This window comes from Mycobacterium saskatchewanense, from assembly GCF_010729105.1.
Lineage (GTDB): Bacteria > Actinomycetota > Actinomycetes > Mycobacteriales > Mycobacteriaceae > Mycobacterium > Mycobacterium saskatchewanense.
Genome location: NZ_AP022573.1, coordinates 2,337,304 through 2,355,324, shown reverse-complemented (window position 1 = coordinate 2,355,324; position 18,021 = coordinate 2,337,304). Strand labels below are relative to the sequence as shown.

General features: G+C 67.0%; 14 protein-coding genes, 1 pseudogene and 1 riboswitch. Of the genes and pseudogenes, 6 read left to right on the top strand and 9 right to left on the bottom strand.

Annotated features, from left to right (window positions below):
• Positions 1-18: 18 nt before the first annotated feature.
• The 4 genes from metE to G6N56_RS10745 form a co-directional block, all read right to left on the bottom strand.
• The gene (gene metE, locus G6N56_RS10760; RefSeq protein WP_085253924.1) at positions 19-2,289 is read right to left on the bottom strand and encodes a 5-methyltetrahydropteroyltriglutamate--homocysteine S-methyltransferase; all 2,271 of its coding nucleotides are present in this window, start codon (positions 2,287-2,289) and stop codon (positions 19-21) included.
• Between the two features lie 156 nt (positions 2,290-2,445).
• Positions 2,446-2,668: riboswitch (cobalamin riboswitch) on the bottom strand.
• Between the two features lie 169 nt (positions 2,669-2,837).
• A complete protein-coding gene (locus G6N56_RS10755) occupies positions 2,838-3,479 on the bottom strand; it encodes an SDR family oxidoreductase (RefSeq protein ID WP_085253925.1) in 642 nt (213 codons plus the stop codon).
• A 29-nt stretch (positions 3,480-3,508) separates the two neighbouring features.
• Positions 3,509-4,069 (bottom strand): TetR/AcrR family transcriptional regulator, encoded by a 561-nt coding sequence (locus tag G6N56_RS10750; RefSeq protein WP_085253960.1) that lies wholly within the window; start codon positions 4,067-4,069, stop codon positions 3,509-3,511.
• Between the two features lie 629 nt (positions 4,070-4,698).
• A complete protein-coding gene (locus G6N56_RS10745) occupies positions 4,699-5,748 on the bottom strand; it encodes an aldo/keto reductase (protein ID WP_085253926.1) in 1,050 nt (349 codons plus the stop codon).
• 102 nt (positions 5,749-5,850) lie between these two features.
• Between G6N56_RS10745 and G6N56_RS29760 the strand changes: the two are divergent.
• The 6 genes and pseudogenes from G6N56_RS29760 to G6N56_RS10720 form a co-directional block, all read left to right on the top strand.
• Positions 5,851-6,288, top strand: a pseudogene (locus G6N56_RS29760) (DJ-1/PfpI family protein); the annotation flags it as partial.
• A 121-nt stretch (positions 6,289-6,409) separates the two neighbouring features.
• Positions 6,410-6,721 (top strand): helix-turn-helix domain-containing protein, encoded by a 312-nt coding sequence (locus tag G6N56_RS29020; protein WP_232069267.1) that lies wholly within the window; start codon positions 6,410-6,412, stop codon positions 6,719-6,721.
• Between the two features lie 41 nt (positions 6,722-6,762).
• Positions 6,763-8,055, top strand: coding sequence for a haloalkane dehalogenase (locus G6N56_RS29015; protein WP_158090663.1), 1,293 nt, complete (start codon positions 6,763-6,765; stop codon positions 8,053-8,055).
• Between the two features lie 4 nt (positions 8,056-8,059).
• Positions 8,060-9,061, top strand: coding sequence for an AraC family transcriptional regulator (locus tag G6N56_RS10730; RefSeq protein WP_158090664.1), 1,002 nt, complete (start codon positions 8,060-8,062; stop codon positions 9,059-9,061).
• Between the two features lie 217 nt (positions 9,062-9,278).
• Complete coding sequence (locus G6N56_RS10725) at positions 9,279-10,907, top strand: GMC family oxidoreductase (RefSeq protein ID WP_085253929.1); 1,629 nt, start codon at positions 9,279-9,281, stop codon at positions 10,905-10,907.
• A gap of 47 nt (positions 10,908-10,954) precedes the next feature.
• Positions 10,955-12,154 carry a cytochrome P450 gene (locus tag G6N56_RS10720; RefSeq protein WP_085253930.1) on the top strand — a complete coding sequence of 400 codons (1,200 nt, stop codon included), beginning with the start codon at positions 10,955-10,957 and terminating at the stop codon, positions 12,152-12,154.
• A 111-nt stretch (positions 12,155-12,265) separates the two neighbouring features.
• On the opposite strand, the gene G6N56_RS10715 is transcribed toward G6N56_RS10720, so the two are convergent.
• The 5 genes from G6N56_RS10715 to G6N56_RS10695 form a co-directional block, all read right to left on the bottom strand.
• Positions 12,266-13,108 (bottom strand): SDR family oxidoreductase, encoded by an 843-nt coding sequence (locus G6N56_RS10715; protein WP_085253961.1) that lies wholly within the window; start codon positions 13,106-13,108, stop codon positions 12,266-12,268.
• Between the two features lie 77 nt (positions 13,109-13,185).
• Positions 13,186-14,472, bottom strand: coding sequence for a TetR/AcrR family transcriptional regulator (locus G6N56_RS10710; RefSeq protein WP_085253931.1), 1,287 nt, complete (start codon positions 14,470-14,472; stop codon positions 13,186-13,188).
• Between the two features lie 149 nt (positions 14,473-14,621).
• A complete protein-coding gene (locus G6N56_RS10705; RefSeq protein WP_085253932.1) occupies positions 14,622-15,731 on the bottom strand; it encodes an acyl-CoA dehydrogenase family protein in 1,110 nt (369 codons plus the stop codon).
• Positions 15,728-16,888, bottom strand: a complete 1,161-nt coding sequence (locus tag G6N56_RS10700; RefSeq protein ID WP_085253933.1) for an acyl-CoA dehydrogenase family protein — start codon at positions 16,886-16,888, stop codon at positions 15,728-15,730. The genes G6N56_RS10705 and G6N56_RS10700 overlap by 4 nt, the downstream gene beginning before the upstream one ends.
• A gap of 98 nt (positions 16,889-16,986) precedes the next feature.
• Positions 16,987-17,958 (bottom strand): SDR family NAD(P)-dependent oxidoreductase, encoded by a 972-nt coding sequence (locus G6N56_RS10695; protein ID WP_085253962.1) that lies wholly within the window; start codon positions 17,956-17,958, stop codon positions 16,987-16,989.
• Positions 17,959-18,021: the final 63 nt, after the last annotated feature.

Below are 18,021 nucleotides of genomic sequence, written 5' to 3'. Positions count from 1 at the left end.
GGTTACGCTCGCGAAACCCTACGCCCCCGCCCGGACCTCCCGCGCCGCCGCGACCATGTTCCGCAGCGACGCGGTCACCTCGTCGACCGAGCGCGTCTTCAGCCCGCAGTCCGGATTCACCCAGAGACGTTGGGGTGGGACGGCTTTGAGCGCCGCGCGCAGCGACTCGGCCATCTCGCCGGTGCTGGGCACCCGCGGCGAGTGGATGTCGTAGACGCCGGGACCCACGCTGTTGGAGAAGCCGACCGAGTTGAGATCGTCCAGCACCTCCATGTGCGAGCGCGCCGCCTCGATCGACGTGACGTCCGCGTCCAGGTCGGCGATGGCGCCGATCACCTCGCCGAACTCCGAGTAGCACAAGTGGGTGTGGATCTGGGTTGAATCGTCGACGCCCGAGGTGGCCAGCCGGAAGGCGCCGACGGCCCAACGCAAGTACTCATCTTGCTGTGCCCGACGCAGCGGTAACAGCTCGCGCAGCGCCGGCTCGTCGACCTGGATGACCGCGATGCCCGCGGCCTGCAGGTCGACGGTCTCGTCACGGATGGCCAGCGCCACCTGGTTGGCGGTGTCGGCGAGCGGCTGGTCGTCGCGGACGAACGACCACGCCAGAATCGTGACGGGCCCGGTCAGCATCCCCTTGACCGGCTTGTCGGTCAGCGACTGGGCATACGAGATCCATTCCACCGTCATGGGTTTGGGCCGCGAGACGTCCCCGTACAGGATCGGCGGACGGACGCACCGGCTGCCGTACGACTGCACCCAGCCGTTCTGTGTGGCGAAGAAACCCTCCAGCTGTTCGGCGAAATACTGCACCATGTCGTTGCGCTCCGGCTCCCCGTGCACCAGCACGTCGAGCCCGAGTTCCTCCTGCAACTTGATGACGTCGGCGATCTCCTGCCTCATCCGGCGGACGTACTCGGCCTCGTCGATCTCCCCGGCCCGAAAAGCCGCACGCGCCTTGCGGATCGCGGAGGTCTGTGGGTAAGAGCCGATTGTCGTGGTCGGCAGCGGCGGCAGGTGCAGCCGCGCCTCCTGATTCGCCCGCCGCTGGGCCGCATCCCCGCGGTGCACGCCCGCCGCGACGATCGAGGCGATGCGCGCCCGCAGCTCCTCGTTGCGCAGACGCGGGTCGTTGCGGCGGGAGGCCACGGCCGCGTTGGAGGCCGCGATCGCGTCGGCAACCGCGTCCCGCCCGTCGCGCAGCGCGCGCGCCAGCGTCACCACCTCGGCGACCTTCTCCCGACCGAACGCCAGCCAGCTGCGCAGGTTGTCGTCCATTCCGGTCTCGGGTTCCAGCGAGTACGGCACGTGCAGCGTCGAGCAGGACGTCGAAACGGCCACCGTCGCAGCCGATCCCATGAGGGAGGCCAGCCGGTCCAGCGCCGACTCGAGGTCCGTGCGCCAGACGTTGCGCCCGTCCACGACGCCGGCCACCAGCGTCTTGCCCGCCAGCTCGGGCACGCCGGCCACGGCGGTGTCGGGGCCGTACACCAGATCGACGCCGATCGCCTCGACGGGCGTGCGCGCCAGCCCGGCCAGGGCGGCGCCGGGGTCACCGAAATAGGTGGCGACGTAGATGGCGGGCCGGTCGGCCACCGCACCGAGCTTGTTGTAGACAGCCTCGGCCAGCGCGGCGGCGTCGGGGGAGATGTCGGTTACCAGCGCCGGCTCGTCGAACTGCACCCACTGCGCGCCGTTCGCGGCCAGCAGCGACAGCAGCTCGGAGTAGACCGGCACGAGTTCCTCGAGCCGCGCGATCGGCGCGCCGGCTCCCTTGACTGCCTTGCTCAGCAGCAGGAACGTGATCGGCCCTATGACGACGGGACGTGCCGGGATTCCTTGCTCGAGCGCCTCGTTCAGTTCGGCGAGGACCTTGTGCGGATGCAGCGCGAACGTGGTGGCGGGTTCGATCTCGGGCACCAGGTAGTGATAATTGGTGTCGAACCACTTCGTCATCTCCAGGGGCGCGACGTCCTTGTTGCCGCGCGCCAAAGCGAAGTAGCGGTCCAGCTCATCGGGGATCTGCGCAGCGCGCGACGGTAGGGCGCCCAGCATGACAGCCGTGTCGAGCATCTGGTCGTAGTAGGAAAACGTGTTCACCGGCACGGAATCCAGTCCGGCCGAGGCCAGGTGCGAACACATGTCGCGGCGCAGCGTCGCGGCGACGGACTCCAGCTCCGAACGGCTGGTGCGTCCGGCCCAATAGCCCTCGGTAGCGCGCTTGAGTTCGCGGTTGGGGCCGATGCGCGGGGAACCGGTAACGGTGGCGGTGAAGGGTTGTGAGGTCACGATCTGGTCCTATCGATCGACGGGTGGTCACCGCCGGCGGACGCGCAGCCAATCCGCGCTGCGCGGCGCACCTTTGGCCCACCTCCGCAACGCGCACAGCCTAACGCCCATTCCACGAGGCGATGAGCCGCCGGACGCGGCGCGCCCGGCACAGCCGGCAGGTCTTCGGACTCGCAGGCGCGCACCCGGTTGGTGCTCCGCCCGGCCGACTATGCGGCCCGAAAGGGCCGCTCAGGAGCCGGGCAGAATTCCTAGTGGCCGTCGCTTCCCAGCCTCTGTTGCCGTGAGACCAGTGCTGTTGACGGCGGTCGTTCCTGCTCACCGCTGCGGGACAGTCCCGGACTTCCACCGGGTTCCCTCTCACGAAGCGTTACTAACCTGCCTCGTTCGATGCCGGCGCCGCGCGATGCGGCGACGGCAGACCAGCTGCGTAGCGGAGCCTACCCCCCGCCGGTCGGGGGTCCCCAACGACTCGGCGAGCGCGTCGAGAGTGACGCCACGGTCACGGTGGTGCCGTGACGGACAGCAGCGTCACGTTCGTGCCGGGGTCAGCCGCCCAGCGCGGCGGCGATCGGGATGTCGCCGTTGTTGAAGTCGACGGTTCGGCCGATCGTCGAGTCGTCGGCCAGCGCGGCGGCCACGACGGCCGCGACGTCCGCGCGCGACACCGCGCCCGTTCCCTCGCCCAGTTCGATGCGGCCGGTCGGTGGGTCCAGGGTGAGCCGGCCGGGTCCCAGGACGGTCCAGTCCAGGCCGCTGGCGCGCAGATGGGCGTCCGCCGCCGCCTTGGCCTCCGCATAGGCGAAGAACGAGTTGTCCTGCGGCACGGCGTGGTCGGGACCCGCGCCGAAGTACGACACCATCACGAATCGCCGCACCCCCGCCCGCGCGGCGGCGTCGATCACCCGAATGGCGGCGTCGCGATCAACGGCGTAGGTCCGCGCCGGGTTGCCGCCGCCGGCCCCGGCGGAGAACACCACCGCGTCGTGGCCGGCCAGCAGCTGCGCCAACTCGTCGGTGTCGAGCGGCTCGATGTCGGCGACCACCGGATCGGCGCCGGTGGCCGCGACGTCGTCGGAGTGCTCGGGGTTGCGGAAGACGGAACTGACCTCGTCACCGCGTCCGGTGAGGATGCGGGACAGCTGCAGCGCGACCTTGCCGTGGCCGCCGATGACGGCGATGCGTGCCATGCCAACCGACCGTACCCGCCTAAACTGGGCTAGTCGCTCCGCAGTCCCTCGATCGCGAGCTCCATGATCCGTTTGGCCTGCCGCTTTCCCTCCGCCCCTGCGCCGACCCGCCACAGGAAACTCATCAGCAGTAGGACGTCGGCGGGATCGAGATCGGACCGCAAGGATCCCGCCTCGGCGCAAGCCTCGACCAGCTGACCGACCGCGGCGACGACGGGCGCGTACGTCTCATTGATCGCATCCTGCGCCGCCGCACTATGGAGCGCGTCGCCCAGGCCGTGTTTGACGCGAACATAGTCGGCGAGCTTGAGAAACCACAGACGCAACGCCTCCAGCGGCGGATGGGTGCGCAGCATCCGGGGCACCGCACTCACCAGTCGCTGGACGTCATACCGGTATACCGCGAGGATCAGGGCTTCGCGGGTGGGGAAGTGGCGGTACAGCGTTCCGGCCCCCACCCCCGCGCGCTTGGCGATCTCGTTGAGCGAGGTGGTCCCCGACTCCGCGAACGCGTCGTGTGCCACGTCGATGATGTGTTCCCGATTGCGCAGCGCGTCGGCGCGAATCCGGGTGACGCCGTCGTCTGCCACGGACCGCACCTCCTTGGTCAACGGAGACCGCTCCGCTGTTGTACCGAGGATAAGTGGAGAACGTCTCCGTACGAGCAGGCGAGGCACAACGAAGTGGCGCGACCACAGCCAATCCGCGCACGCCTGCTCGCCAAGGCCGAGCGACCGGGCCAGTACCGTCGCCGCCGTTCCATGACGTCCACCGGAGCCAGTCGATGATCCCCTGATTATCTGGTGATGAGGAGATGACGGGACGTGCGCGGCTCGGGAACGACTCGACTTGGCGGCGGAGCCGTCGGTTGCCGCCGTCGCAATGCTCGGTATCGCCCCACTCCGCGGGGCCGAACAGGACCAGCCCGTTCAACACCAAGCAACAGAGCCCGTCGCCAGGTGAACAACGCATGCGCTGCGTGCGGCTCGGCGTTCTCGGTTGCCCGGGAGCCGATTTCGTCGCATAGCTTCAGGATTCCACGCTTCGGAGCCGGGACCGCGACGATCAATGACTGTCAGTTCGCGACATATGGTGTTGACAGCGTGGACATTTCACTCATCCGGCATCCGGCATCCGGCGAAGCTCGAACGGATTACGTTCACGTGCGAAGCGATGTCCGCGGTTCACGCTGGGGTGCCCCCGCGACTCCGGGCCAACGCTATCCGGCGGGGCTCAACTGCGGGATGCGTTCCGTTATCGCACGCAACTGCGCTTCATCCGAGATGCCCTGGAAGTCGTACCGCGGTGTGTACGGCGCCTCCAGCATGCGTATGTCGGCGTCAGTGAGCTCCACCTCGAGGGAGGCTATCGCCTCGTCGATCTGGCCGACACTGCTCGCGCCGACAATGGGTGCTGTCACGACGGGTTTGGCGCGCAACCAGGCCAGCGCCACCTGGGCTCGGCTGACGCCGTGCCTCTCGGCGGTAGCGCCGACGGCGTCGACGATGGCTTTGTCGGAGTCGCCACCGGTAAGGGCGTAGAGCATGTCGGCGAACCCGTCCTGCGACGACCGCGCCGTGGCTTTGGCGTCGCCCCAGGACCGCGCCAGTCGTCCGCGCGCCAGGGGGCTCCAGACGATGGCCCCCACACCCTCGTCGAGGCAGAGTGGGATCATCTCGCGCTCTTCCTCCCTGGCCAGCAGATTGTAATGATCCTGCATCGAAACGAATCTCGACCAGCCGTTGGCGCGCTGAAGGTGCAGGGCTTTGGAAAACTCCCACGCCGGCATCGACGAAGCCCCGAGATAGCGGACCTTGCCGGCCTTCACCAGGTCGTGAAGTGCCTCGAGCGTTTCCTCCAGCGGAGTGGCGTGATCGTTGCGATGGATCTGGTAGAGGTCGACATAATCGGTGCCCAGCCTGCGCAGCGAATGGTCGATCTCCGTCATGATCGCCTTGCGGCTCAAGCCCTTCCCGTTCGGTCCGGGCCGCATCGGATGCCTCAATTTCGTCGCGATGACGACGTCGTCGCGATCGGCATAGTCGCGCAGCGCCCGACCCAGGATTTCCTCGCTGCTGCCCTGCGAGTACATGTTGGCGGTGTCGAAGAAGTTGATCCCGGCTTCGATCGCGTGCCTGATCAGTGGTCGCGCCGCGCCTTCGGGCAGCGACCACACGGGATGGCCCCGCTCGGGATCGCCGTATGTCATGGCCCCGATCGCGATGGGAGACACGTCGAGTCCTGACGTGCCGAGCTTGATGTATTCCACGGTCGCTCCTTTGAAAGGGTGTAGCGGAGAATTCTCCGATAAGCTGCTTGGGAAGTTACCGGAGAGATCTCCACTTAGCAATCGACGGCGGGACAGCGGGTGATGTCCGTTTATGGCAGTTGTTCGTCATTGCGGACCCATGCGCTCGGTCATCATGCTGGGTTCATGAGCGCAAGAACCACCCATTTGGTCGCCGTCACCGTCTTTCCCGGTGTCGACGCGGTGGACGTGGCCTGGCCGGCCGAGGTCTTCGCGATGGCCAACCTCGCGCTGCCGGATGGCGCGCCGCACTACGAGGTGCGGGTGATTGCGAGCCGCCGTGAGCCGGTACGCACCTTCTCAGGGCTGCGGCTGGCCGTCGACCAGGCTTTCGGCGAGCTGGACCGGCCGCCCGACACCCTCGTGGTGACCGGACGGGTCGACATGAGCCCGATGCGCGGTCCCGTCGCGGTCGTCGATCCGCAGGTGGTGAACTGGCTGCGCCACCATGGCGCCGCTGCCGCTCGCATCGCGGCGGTTTGCGCGGGCAGTAACATCGTCGCGGCGGCGGGGCTTCTCGACGGTCACTGTGCGACCACGCACTGGGGGACAGCCGCTCAAGCAGAGTCAATTCAGTGCGGCGCTATCGCTACCGTCGGGGTCGAGGCCGGATATCGCCGAATTGCGGCGGTGGATCGGCTCGCACCTTTCCCACGACCTGACCGTTCCCGCCCTCGCGCGCCGCGTGGCGGTGACGCCGCGGCACCTGACGCGGGTGTTCCAGTTCGACGTGGGCTTGGCCCCGGGCGAGTTCGTCGAGCGGATGCGGGTCGAACACGCCCGCCGTCTGCTCGAGCGCACCGACTTGGCGCCCGAGCGCATCGCGTCCGAATGCGGATTGGGGTCGGCGAGGACGCTTTACCGGCTGTTCCGCGACCGCCTGGGCACGACGCCGGGCGAGTACCGCCAACGATTTGCCGGTGCGCCCGCTTAGCCCGTTCGGACCGGCCCTGGGAAACAGCGAAAGGTACTGTCGTGCACCAGATCTTCATTGGTTTGTACCGATACCGCCAGGCATGGACGGACCTGCCCGCGGCGGAGCGCGAGTCGTTCGTCAACCGAATCGCTGGCGCGATCGGAGATCTTCAGTCTCGAGGCGTAGAAGTCCTGGGCTTCGGCGCGAACGATCCGGAAATCGACTGTCGCGCACCCTATGACTTCTTCGGCGCTTACCGCGTGCCTGACCCCGGCACGCGACGGCTGATCGAGGCGGGCATTGCCGCGTCCGGCTGGTACGGCTACTTCGACCAGATCAATATCGGCGGGACCGCCTTGACGCCGCTCGGCGCGTTGTCGCAGAACATTCTGCTGCGGCCCGCTCTGCCGCAGGGACTGCCCACCGCCCCGACTTCGGATTATGTGAAGAAGCAGGCCACGGTGAACGGGCACACCATGGCGTACATCGAGGAAGGAAAGGGTGAGGCGGTCGTGCTCATCCACGGCGATGTGATGTCATCGTTCCTGTGGCACAACGTCATTCCCTACATCGCCGACCGCCGTCGTGCCATCGCCGTTGACCTCATCGGCGCCGGCGACTCCGACAAACTCCCCGCCGCCGGCGAGGGTACGTACAGCTTCGACACCCACGCCCGTTACCTCGGCGAGCTCCTGGACGAGCTGGAACTGGGGGATGACATCGCCTTGGTCGGCCATGACTGGGGCGCCAACCTGGCCTTCGACTGGGCGATGCGGCACGAGGACCGCGTGTGCGGGCTCGCGTTCGGTGAGGCCCTGCTGCCGCCGTTCGAGTGGGCGGACTGGCCCGTGATGGTGCGCGACGGGTTCTGGCATCTACGCACCGGGGAAGGCGGCGACGATGTCCTCGAGAACAATTTCTCTGTGAACTTCTCGCGTGCCAACATGCTGCGAATGCTGGCGCCGCAGGAGTGGGGCGAGATGGTCCGGCCTTACGCGAATCCCGGCGAGGATCGCCGCCCGACATTGGACTGGCCTCGGTCGATCCCCTTCGGGGACGACGACACGGAGATACGTCGAGTCCTGGAGGCGCAGGCGGCGTGGCTGGGCGCCACGCCAATTCCCAAACTGCACCTGGCCGGGATGCCCGGGGGGATCGACAAGGTTGGCGGGCGCCGCCGCGAGATCATCAGCACATTGCCCAACTCGACGGTGGCCACCGTGCAAGGCTTGCACTGGACACCGCTTGACGACCCGCATGCCACCGGGGCGGGGCTGGCGGCATGGCTCAGTGAGCTCGCGTCGGCGGTCCCCCGGTTGGACCGCCCGGCAACCTCCGAACGGAATCGATGATCTGATGGCCGGCCCCGGCGGCGAAATGGATTCGAGCCGCGAACTGCCCAATTGGTTTCGCACGCGATCGCCCGATCACGCGATCCACCTCTGCGAGACCGCGTTTCATCCGCACCGGCTCGAGTTGCTGGAATCCGGCGGCTTCGGCTTCGCCCAGCATTTGACGCGCGCCGGGCCCATCACATTGGCCGACCTGACCTACGATACCGACGTGTCGCTCAGCTTCGCTGGCGACCGAGATAGCTACTACATCCACCTCACACTCGACGGTCGGCTCGAGTCGCAGTATCTCGGCCGGCATCTGGTCTCTACTCCGGCGGTCGCGACGATATACCGGCCAGAGGCAGAGATGAGCGTCACTCGGTGGCCCGGTGGTACCCGCCATCTGGGCATCAAGATCGACCAGCTGGTCGTCGATACGGCGCTCAAGGCCCTGCTGGGCCGTTCGCCGGAGTCCTCCGTCGCCTTCACCGCAACACTGCCGCTGTCCGACCATGCCGCCCAAAGCTGGGTGAGCCAGGTGCGTTGGATCAATCGCGAATTCGCGCGTCCTGACAGCCCCCTACAGCATCCGGCGGTTCTGGACCCGCTGGTGGAGAGCGTGGTTTGCGGCCTGCTACTAGTCGCCGGACATCCCGACCGCGAAGGCCTCGCGGCCTCGACGCGACCCGTCCGGCCCCCTGCTGTCCGCACGGCTATGGACATCATCGAGAGCAAACCGCAATCGGCTTTGACGACGTCCCGGCTCGCGCTGGAGTGCCACGTCAGCGTCCGCGCATTGCAAGAGGGCTTTCACCGACACGTCGGAATGTCGCCCATGGCGTACCTTCGCCAGGTCAGGCTCCGTCGTGCGCGCGCCGATCTGCGCGCTGCCCACTCCTCCCACACCGGCGTCGCCGCCGTCGCGCACCGATGGGGGTTCGGGCACCTGGGGCGGTTCGCCGCCGCCTACAAGGTGATGTACGGGGAGACACCGCTGCAGACCCTGCGCGCGGGCGGCGATTAAACGCGGCCGCGGCGGACGCTGTCCGCTCAGCGCGGATCGATAGCCGGATAACGCGGCCGGGGTAGCTACATGTCGCCGCACGGTATGACGCTCGGGTAGCCAGGAAGTATGCACGGACACAAAGCATCTGACTCCATGCCGAGGAATGAGTGTGGGGTCGCGTCGACGTGGCTGAGCGCACCGATCCCCGTCCCCACCGTCTGAAACGAGAGCCGATATGACGACGCCCGTCACCGAAACCGGACTTCCGGCAGCTGAATTCACAGATCGGGTCCGCCGCAATCAGCGATGGCTCGGCTCGGAATTGAAGCCGCAATACGACTTCATCGTGTGTGGGTCGGGCTCGAGCGGCTCGGTGGTGGCCCGCCGCCTCGCCGAAAACCCCAATGCCAGCGTCCTGGTACTCGAAGCGGGCGGCCCCGACGAAGGGCCCGAGATCACGGAACCGGGAATGTGGCTCGCGAACCTGGGCAGCGAGCGCGACTGGAACTTCACCGCTGAGCCCAACTGTCACCTCAACGGGCGGGCAATCCCGTATGCGATGGGGAAGGTGCTCGGCGGAGGCTCGAGCATCAACGTCATGGTGTGGGCGCGCGGTCACAAGACCGACTGGGACTACTTCGCCTCGGAGGCGAAGGACCAGCGTTGGAGCTACGATTCGGTCCTCGCCATCTACCGCGCGATCGAGGACTGGCACGGCGATCCCGACCCTGAGCACCGCGGCATCGGCGGTCCGGTCTACGTCGCGCCGGCCGCCGAACCGAGCCCGATCGCCCATGCCGGCCTGGAAGCGGGTTGTTCAGTTGGCATTCCGGCCTTCCCGAGCCAGAACGGCAGCCTGATGGAAAGTGCGGGTGGCGGCTCGATGGTCGATGTGCGTATCCGCGACGGCCAGCGCGAGTCGGTTTTTCGCTCTTACCTGTTCCCTGTCATGGATCGGCCCAACGTGACGGTGTTGACGGGCGCGCTGGTGACCCGCGTGACCTTCGATGCGGCGCGGGCCACCGGCGTGGAATTCCTGCGCGACGGCAAGTTGCACCGGGTCGGTGCGGGCTCGGAGATCGTGTTGTCCCTGGGTGCCATCCACACGCCGAAGGTGCTCATGCAATCGGGCGTGGGCGATCAATCGCACCTGCAGTCACACGGGATTCGCGTGGTCCAGCACCTGCCCGGCGTGGGCCGCAATCTGCAGGACCACCCCGGCTTCTCCTGCGTCTGGGAATCTAAAGAGCCCCTGGCTTGGCGTAACAGCGGCGGCGACGTGACCTTTTTCGCCAAGAGCGATTCGCGGCTGGAGTCGCCAGACCTGCAGGCTTACCAGCTGGAGTTTCCGTTCTCGAGCACGGAGAACGCAACCAGATACCGTGTCCCCGAGGCGGGCTGGGCCATGTACGGCGCGGTGGTACGGCCGAAGAGCCGCGGGCACATCTGCCTGACCGGGGCCGATCCGACCGACCCGGTGAAGATCCACGCCGGTCTGATGTCTCGCCCCGAGGACCTGAAGGCGGCGATCGCCTGCATCGAAATGTGCCGCGAGATCGGGAATTCCCCGAAGCTTCGCCGGTTCAGCAAGCGTGAAGTCATGCCCGGCAAGCTCGACAATGCCGAATTGGTGCGCTTCATCCGCAACGAGGTCACCACCTACCACCACCAAACGTGCACGGCGAAGATGGGTTGCGACAGCATGTCGGTGGTCGATGGGTCACTGAAAGTCTATGGACTGCAGGGCCTGCGGATCGCCGACGGCTCCATCATGCCGCGGGTCACCACGGGAAACACCATGGCGCCCTGCGTCATCATCGGCGAACGCGCGGGTCAGATTCTGCGGCATCACCACGCTCTGTGACGGCCGACCGCGTGGCGGCACTGAGTCTGTTTCGAAGGAAGTGAGACATGCCGACCAAACCGCTGGTAGACCTGACCGGCAGCTTCACCACCCAGATGCACACAGTCCTCGCCGAGGCGGTGCGACACGGCCCGCTGGCCACCGACGAGGTCACAGGAGCCACCGTGGTGCTGCGCCAGCGTGACGTAGAGGCACTCGCCCGCGACGAGCGGTTGAATGGCATAGGGCTGGCCCTGTTCGACACCATGGGCATCAGCGAAGGGCCGTTGCGCGACTGGTACGGCAGGCTGATGTTCACGACCGAGGGTGACTATCACCGCCGGATTCGCTCGTTGGTGTCTCGCGCCTTCACGCCGCGTTCCGTCGCCCAACTCAGGCCGGCGGCCGCGAGCATGGCCGCCGCCGCCGTCGCATCAGCCGGGCGGGATGGGGGAGACCTGGTGGCATCCTCCGCGGCACTGGCCACCACGCTGATTTGCCGCCTTCTCGGAGTGCCCGACAGCGATGTCGATGTCTTCACCGAGTGGGCCGATGCCTTGAGCCCGGTCTTCTACATGATGACACCCGACCAGATAGCGGATGCCACGCGCGCGATCACCGAGTTGCAAAGCTACGTGGACGACTTGGTGCAACGGCGGATCGAGGATCCCGGTTCGGATCTCATCACCGGCTTGCTTACCGCGGAGAGCGACGGTGAGCGGCTCACCCAAGACGAGACGGTGTCGATGATCGCGAATCTCCTTGTGGCCGGACATGACACCATGGGCAGCCAGATTCCGTGCAGCCTGCTGGTGACCCTGCGGCACCGCGATCGGCTTGCCGGTGTGGCGCGCGACGCCGCGTCGCTCGCGAGCGCGGTCGCCGAGACCATGCGCTTCGAACCCAGCATCCCGCTGATTCCGCGCACCGCCATCACGCCAATCGAGCTGCACGGCACGATCATCCCGGCCGGCTCCATGGTTCTGCTGTGCATCGCCTCGGCATGCCGGGACGCGTCGGCGTGGCCGTCGCCGGACCTCTTCGATCCCGAGCGCTTCACCCGAGGGACTCCACGGCTCATGAACTTCGGCGCAGGAGCGCACTACTGCCTCGGTACCTCGTTGGCGAAGGTCGCCGTGGAGGAGTGCGTGCGGGCCGTCCTGGCAGCACAGCCCCCGCTGCGATTGACCGAAGATCCTGCCGACATTGCCTGGCGCCGCATCCTGGGTCGCAGCCCCGCACGCCTGCTCGTGCAGGCGGACTCGTGAGCGACCAGGGCCCGCTTCGCCCAGCGTCGAGTTGTTGTCGAGATTTTGGCTTGTTTTGGCTCAACAACTCGACGTTGGGCGCAGTTTTTCAGCACGCGCTCGCGATCACCACTAGAGCTTCACGCGCCCCATGATCAGGTCGATGATCGGCTTCCCCGGCGGGTAGGCGTTGGTGAGCGAGGCCATCGTGTGCCCGTAGTCGACCAGCAGCGTGATCCCGCTGATGCCGAACGCGGCGGCGCTGTTGAGGAACGCCATCACGTCGCCCATCTGCTCGGGGGTGTGCACCTTGGAGCCGGTCTCCTCGCGATAGTCCTGCGCGAACGTGAGCCAGAGGTCGGCATTGGCCTGGGCCAGCGGGGTGTCGGTGGGGCCCGGGCAGATCGCGTTGATCCGGATGCCCTTCTTCAGCAACGGGAAGCCCTGCGTCGCGACGTAGGCGTTGACGACCTTCTTGGAGAAGCCGTAGTGGACGATGCCCTCCGCCTCGTGCGCTTTGACCCACTCCTGCGCGGACGCGAAGTCCGGCGTGGCGAGGAATTCCGTCAGCAGCTCCAGGTCGTTCTCCCAGCCCATCCCGGCGACGGAGGAGATGAAGCAGATCGCCGAGCCTGAGGGAAGCTGGTTCTTCTCCAGGAGGCGGTCGATGAGGTGGCGGTGGCCGATGAAGTTGATTGCCATCAGGTCGGTGGTCCCGTCGGCGATCCCTGCGGCGGAGAAGAGCGCGTGGATCGGTCCGTCCAGTTGCTCGAGCGCGGCGTCGATCGACGCGGGGTCGCGAAGGTCCACCTGAATGGCCCTGGCGACCTCATAGTTCACCGGCGCGTAGTCGAGGACGATGACCTCGGCACCGAGCTCGGCCGCTGACTTGGCCGCCGCGGCGCCCATTCCGGTCGCGCCGCCGACCACGAGCGCGCGCTTGCCGTCATACCGCAAGCGATCGACAACAGTCATGGAAATCCCCTTCTCGTTCACTGCCAACCCGGTTCTAATTGCCCAACTGTATGTAGAACAGTTATTCGGTTCAATACCTAGTTGCCGTGAACCGCAACCCCGCGCAGCACCGTGTCACGGGCGTGCACCAAGGCCGCGCGCTTGCCGGTGGCGCGAAGGATGTTCTCCGGTATCCATTGCAGGCCGATGAGGCATCGAGCCAGCATCGTCGTGGACGGCGCGTCGATACCGATCTCCCCCGAGCGGATGCCTTCGGAGAGGAGAGCTTTCATCTGCCGTAGCCGTGTGGTGTACAGCCACCCCGGATTGGGGGTGTTCGGTGGTGATTGCCGCATCCAGGCGAGTTGGATCCTGAACTCGTCGGAGAACCGATCGAGCGCGTTGACGTTGACCCAGCTGAGGGCGTCGAGCTTCTCGACGGGCGTGGCCTCCGAGCGCAGGACGGCCACCCAGCCCGCCTCGACCTTCCTTCCGAACGATTCCATGATCGACGCGAGGAGTTCGTCCTTGGATCCGATCACGCGATAGACGGTTCCGGTGCCGAGGCCGGCCGCGGCCGCGATGTCCCTGATCGTGGTGACCTCGTACCCCCTGCGGCCGAACTCCGCCCGTGCCACGGCGAGGACATGGGCGGCTTTGTCGCCCGGGTCCGCGTCACTGTCGTCGGCCCACGTCGCGATGACGTCGTTCGCGGCCCTCAAGGCCTTGGACCGGTCCAGCTCCGAATCCGTGGGCGACCGGCTGGCCAAGCCCTGCAGGATGATTCGGCACAGCAGCCCCGCCACCTGGTCGGCCGGTGAATTGCCGCGCATCACGGCGAGGCCGACCTGCAGCATCGTTTGGCAGATGCGGTCGGCCAGCGTGGGCAGGTCGATGTCCGGCTTGATGTAGCCGCTCCATCTGCCGGCGCGAAGCGTTTGGAGCATCGCCTCCTGGATAGCGGTGGGCTCTTGCCGGGTCAGCTTCATCAGCTCCGGATCCGCGCTCGGACCCTCATAGAACGACATCTGCAGGGCAGCCCCGTGCCGCACGGCGCAGTCGGCGATCGACTGTCCCAGTTCGACGATCTGCTCCGACACTGGACGGGAATCGGGTTCGTCCAGCTTCGCTTGTGCGGCTTGCCCGATCCGGTCCAGATCCTCCTGATAGCGGTGGATCAACTCGATGAGGATCGCTTCCTTGGATTCGAAATGGTGATACAGACTTCCGGGGAGGATGCCCGCCGCGTCAGCTATCTCCTGCAGTGAGGTCCGCAACCCCGAGGACGCGATCAACGCGGCCGCAGTTTGCAGGATCTCGGTGCGACGGGTTCCGGCGTCCTCTGCCGGCGGCCGGCCCTTGGGCAACGAGTCGGCTTTGGCCATGTCTAGCGCTGCGCACTGGGGGGCGATGGCGAATAGGCAAGAGCGCGCATTCGTCCTCCCGACCGAACCAAAAGTTTGTTAGAGGCTATCAGATTGGGCGGAGCGAACCCGCGACGCTGGAGTCTTCCTCGCGGTGCCGGGCCGCACCTTCAGAAGGAACCCCTCTCGGCAAGGCGCGCACCGACTTCAGCGAGGTACCGGTCGGGGCTGCCCAGGAACTCGCTCCAGCTCAGCAGGCGCTTGAGGTAGAGGTGGGCGTCGTGCTCCCACGTGTATCCGATTCCGCCGAACACCTGGATGGCGGTGTCGCCCACGGTGGCCAGTCGCCCCGCGAACGCCTTGGCGCGCAGCGCGGCAAGGTGCCGCTCCTCGGAAGGGAGCTCGGCGTCGGCGGCCCAGAGAGCGTGGATGACGCCGCTGCGCGCCAGCTCGACGGTCTCGTACATATCGACGCACAGATGCTGGATCGCCTGGAATGAGCCGATGGCCTGGCCGAATTGCCTTCTGAACTTCGCATATTCGACGGCAAGGTGGATGACCGCCCGTGCGGCGCCCAGCGCGTCGGCTGCGGCGGCAACGAGTACGTCGTCGATGACGGCGCTGACCACGTCGGGCGACGCCGACGCCAGCCGGTATGCGCACGCGCCGTCCAACTCGACCCGAAACCGCTTGCGTGTCTGATCGATTCCTCGCTCGGGTACCACCACAACCCCGGCGGAGTCGGTCTCCACCACGAAAACGCCGATGCCCGCTGCATCCTCGGCCAACACCAGCAGCGTGTCGGCGGCCGCGGCGTCGGGCACGCCGGCGATCCCGCCCCGCAGGACGACGTCGCCGCCCCGCGCGCCCACTTCGACGGAGGCACGCCCGGAATCCAGGAATGCGACGGTCGCGACGGTGGTCCCGTCGGCGATGCCGACCAGGATGTCGGAGGCCCGGGCGCCAGCGCCGCCGAGCCGCGCCAACGCCCGAGGCGCGGCCACCGCGCTCGACAACCACGGCCCCGGATGCAGTGCCGCGCCGAGCTCCTCCGCGACCACCCCGGCCTCGATCATCGTCATCCCGGCGCCGCCGTGTTCCTCCGGCACGAGGACCCCGGTGACCCCGAGGTCGGCCAGGCCACGCCAGACGGCGTCCGTCGTACCGGTGTCATCGTCGAGCAGCGCGCGCACATGTGCTGCCACCGAGGCCTTTTCGGCGAGAAAGCGCCTCGTCGTATCGCGCAGAGCTACCTGCTCGTTGGTGAGTTCGAGGTTCATTTGCGGGGCAACCCCAGCACCCGCTGCGCGGTGATGTTCTTGTTGATCTGTGTCGTTCCGCCGGCGATTGTCAGCGAACGTGAGGTGAGGCGGTAGCTTGCCCACGAACCGTCGGCGCCGCGGCTGCCGAGCACGTCGAAGGCCAGGGCGGCCATATCCTGCCCGATCTCGCCCCACACGGTCTTGGCGAGACTGGCCGACGCGAACGGGTCGCCGCCGTGCAGCGTCGCCGAGATCGACCGCTGGCAGAGCACCTCGAGATACTTGACGCGGACGGCGATTTCGCCGAGACGCCGCAGTATCACCGGGTCCTCCAGGGGGCCGGGCGCGCGTCCTTCCCGGGCCGCGGCGAAGTCGTCCACCATTTCTTCCAGCCTGGCCTGCATCTCGGCGTAGAGCCGCGCGGCTCCGGCGCGCTCGTGGCTCAGCGTGGTGGTGGCCACCTGCCAGCCGGAGTTGAGGGGTCCGAGCAACGCATCGCCCGGTACCCGGACGTCGTTGAAGAACACCTCGGCGAAATCGGCCTCACCGTTGAGCGTGACGAGCGGGCGCACCTCGATGCCGGGCAGCGCCATGTCGACGATGAGGCATGAGATGCCCTTGTGCTTCGGGACCTCGGGATCGGTGCGCACATACAACTGACACCAGTCCGCGCGATGCCCGAGCGAGGTCCAGATCTTCTGGCCGTTGACGACGAAGCCGTCGCGATCGCGCACCGCGCGCGTGCGCAGGGAGGCGAGATCGGATCCCGCTTCAGGCTCGGACATGCCCTGGCACCAGATGTCGTCGGCCCGCAGCATTCGGGGCAGCAGCGTCTTCTTCTGTTCTTCGGTCCCGTACTGCATGATCGCGGGTGCGATGTTGTTCATCCCAATGACGTTGAGCGGCATGGGAGCCCGGGCACGCGTGGTCTCCTCGGTGTAGACCAGTTGTTCGAGGACGGTCGCGCCCCGGCCGCCGTATTCGCGGGGCCACGAGACGGCGGCCCAGCCCGCGTCGGCCATCGTCCGGCTCCAGGCGCGCAGCATCTCGATTGCGGCGTCGTCGCGCCCCGCGGGGCGCCGGGCGGCCACCAGCTCCTCGGTAAGGTTCGCGGACAGCCAGTCGCGCAGATCGGTGCGGAGGCGTTCCACTTCCGCTGGGTAGGAGAAGTCCACTTTTCCTTGACTCTGACCGTTCGACTGCGACTAAGCCGGACTCTACGTCGGAGCATATTTTTGGTCAACAACGAGCGTGACCATGGCATCCATGGTGATCACCCGCGAGGACGGGGGAATGCGACGTCGGCATCGTTCGGCATAGCGCTGATGCCACGGCGCTCACACACCTCCAGCACCTCGTCGACGATCGAAGCGGGCACTAAGAACGGCTTCGTGGAGGACAGCTCCTCGAGATGGTCCTCGATGTCTTCCGCAGTCGGCTCGCTGTCGGCGTCGGCCAACCAACCCTCGCCCAGGCCGACGAACACACGCGCGTAGCGTCCGGCGGCGGCCGAATAGTTGCGGTGAGTGAAGGTGCAGGCGGTGCTCGCCAGGAAGGTCACCAGCGGCACGACGAGTTCGGGCCGAATGGCCCGCATGAAGCCTGACTCGGCAAGGAATTTCGGGTCGCCGACGGTTTCGGTGACCATCCGGGAAAATCCGGTTGGCATGACGGAATTGGCGAGGATGCCATGAGCTTCCCCCTCGATGGCGACCACGTTGGTCAGCCCCACCAGTCCGGCCTTGGCCGCGGCGTAGTGAGCTTCCATCGGCTGCCCGAAGATCCCGGCGGAGGAGGAGATGAAGACGAAACGGCCGCCGCCGTTGCGCTTCATCACCCGGTACGCCGGCTGGGACACATAGAAGCCGCCGTCGAGGTGCACGCGCAGCATGCGTGTCCAGTCGTCGGGCGAGAGTTCTTCGAACGGCACGCTGCCGAAGATTCCCGCATTGCTGACGACCGCGTCGAGTCGCCCGAACGACTCCACTGCCGCCTCGACTATCGCTTGGCCGCCCGCGGCGGTGGCGACCGAGTCATAGGAGGCGACCGCCGTGCCGCCCGCGTTTGTGATTTCGCCGACCACTTCGTCGGCGACACCGGAGTCGGCGCCCCCGCCACGCATCGACCCGCCGAGGTCGTTGACCACCACGGCGGCCCCCCGCCGCGCCAGATCCAGCGCGTACAGTCGCCCCAGCCCGCGTCCGGCGCCGGTGACCACGGCCACCCGGCCGGTGAAATCAATCATGTTGCGCTCCTGACCAACCGAAGCCGACCGCCAGCTGTTGATTGACGGCAATCGAAGCGGACC

Bases quoted from the DNA above. Each gene is read 5' to 3' on its own strand.
- G6N56_RS10755 (WP_085253925.1), bottom strand. From the start codon at position 3,479: ATGGCACGCATCGCCGTCATCGGCGGCCACGGCAAGGTCGCGCTGCAG.
- G6N56_RS10730 (WP_158090664.1), top strand. From the start codon at position 8,060: ATGGCCGGCCCCGGCGGCGAAATGGATTCGAGCCGCGAACTGCCCAAT.
- G6N56_RS10725 (WP_085253929.1), top strand. From the start codon at position 9,279: ATGACGACGCCCGTCACCGAAACCGGACTTCCGGCAGCTGAATTCACA.
- G6N56_RS10720 (WP_085253930.1), top strand. From the start codon at position 10,955: ATGCCGACCAAACCGCTGGTAGACCTGACCGGCAGCTTCACCACCCAG.
- G6N56_RS10715 (WP_085253961.1), bottom strand. From the start codon at position 13,108: ATGACTGTTGTCGATCGCTTGCGGTATGACGGCAAGCGCGCGCTCGTG.
- G6N56_RS10710 (WP_085253931.1), bottom strand. From the start codon at position 14,472: ATGGCCAAAGCCGACTCGTTGCCCAAGGGCCGGCCGCCGGCAGAGGAC.
- G6N56_RS10705 (WP_085253932.1), bottom strand. From the start codon at position 15,731: ATGAACCTCGAACTCACCAACGAGCAGGTAGCTCTGCGCGATACGACG.
- G6N56_RS10695 (WP_085253962.1), bottom strand. From the start codon at position 17,958: ATGATTGATTTCACCGGCCGGGTGGCCGTGGTCACCGGCGCCGGACGC.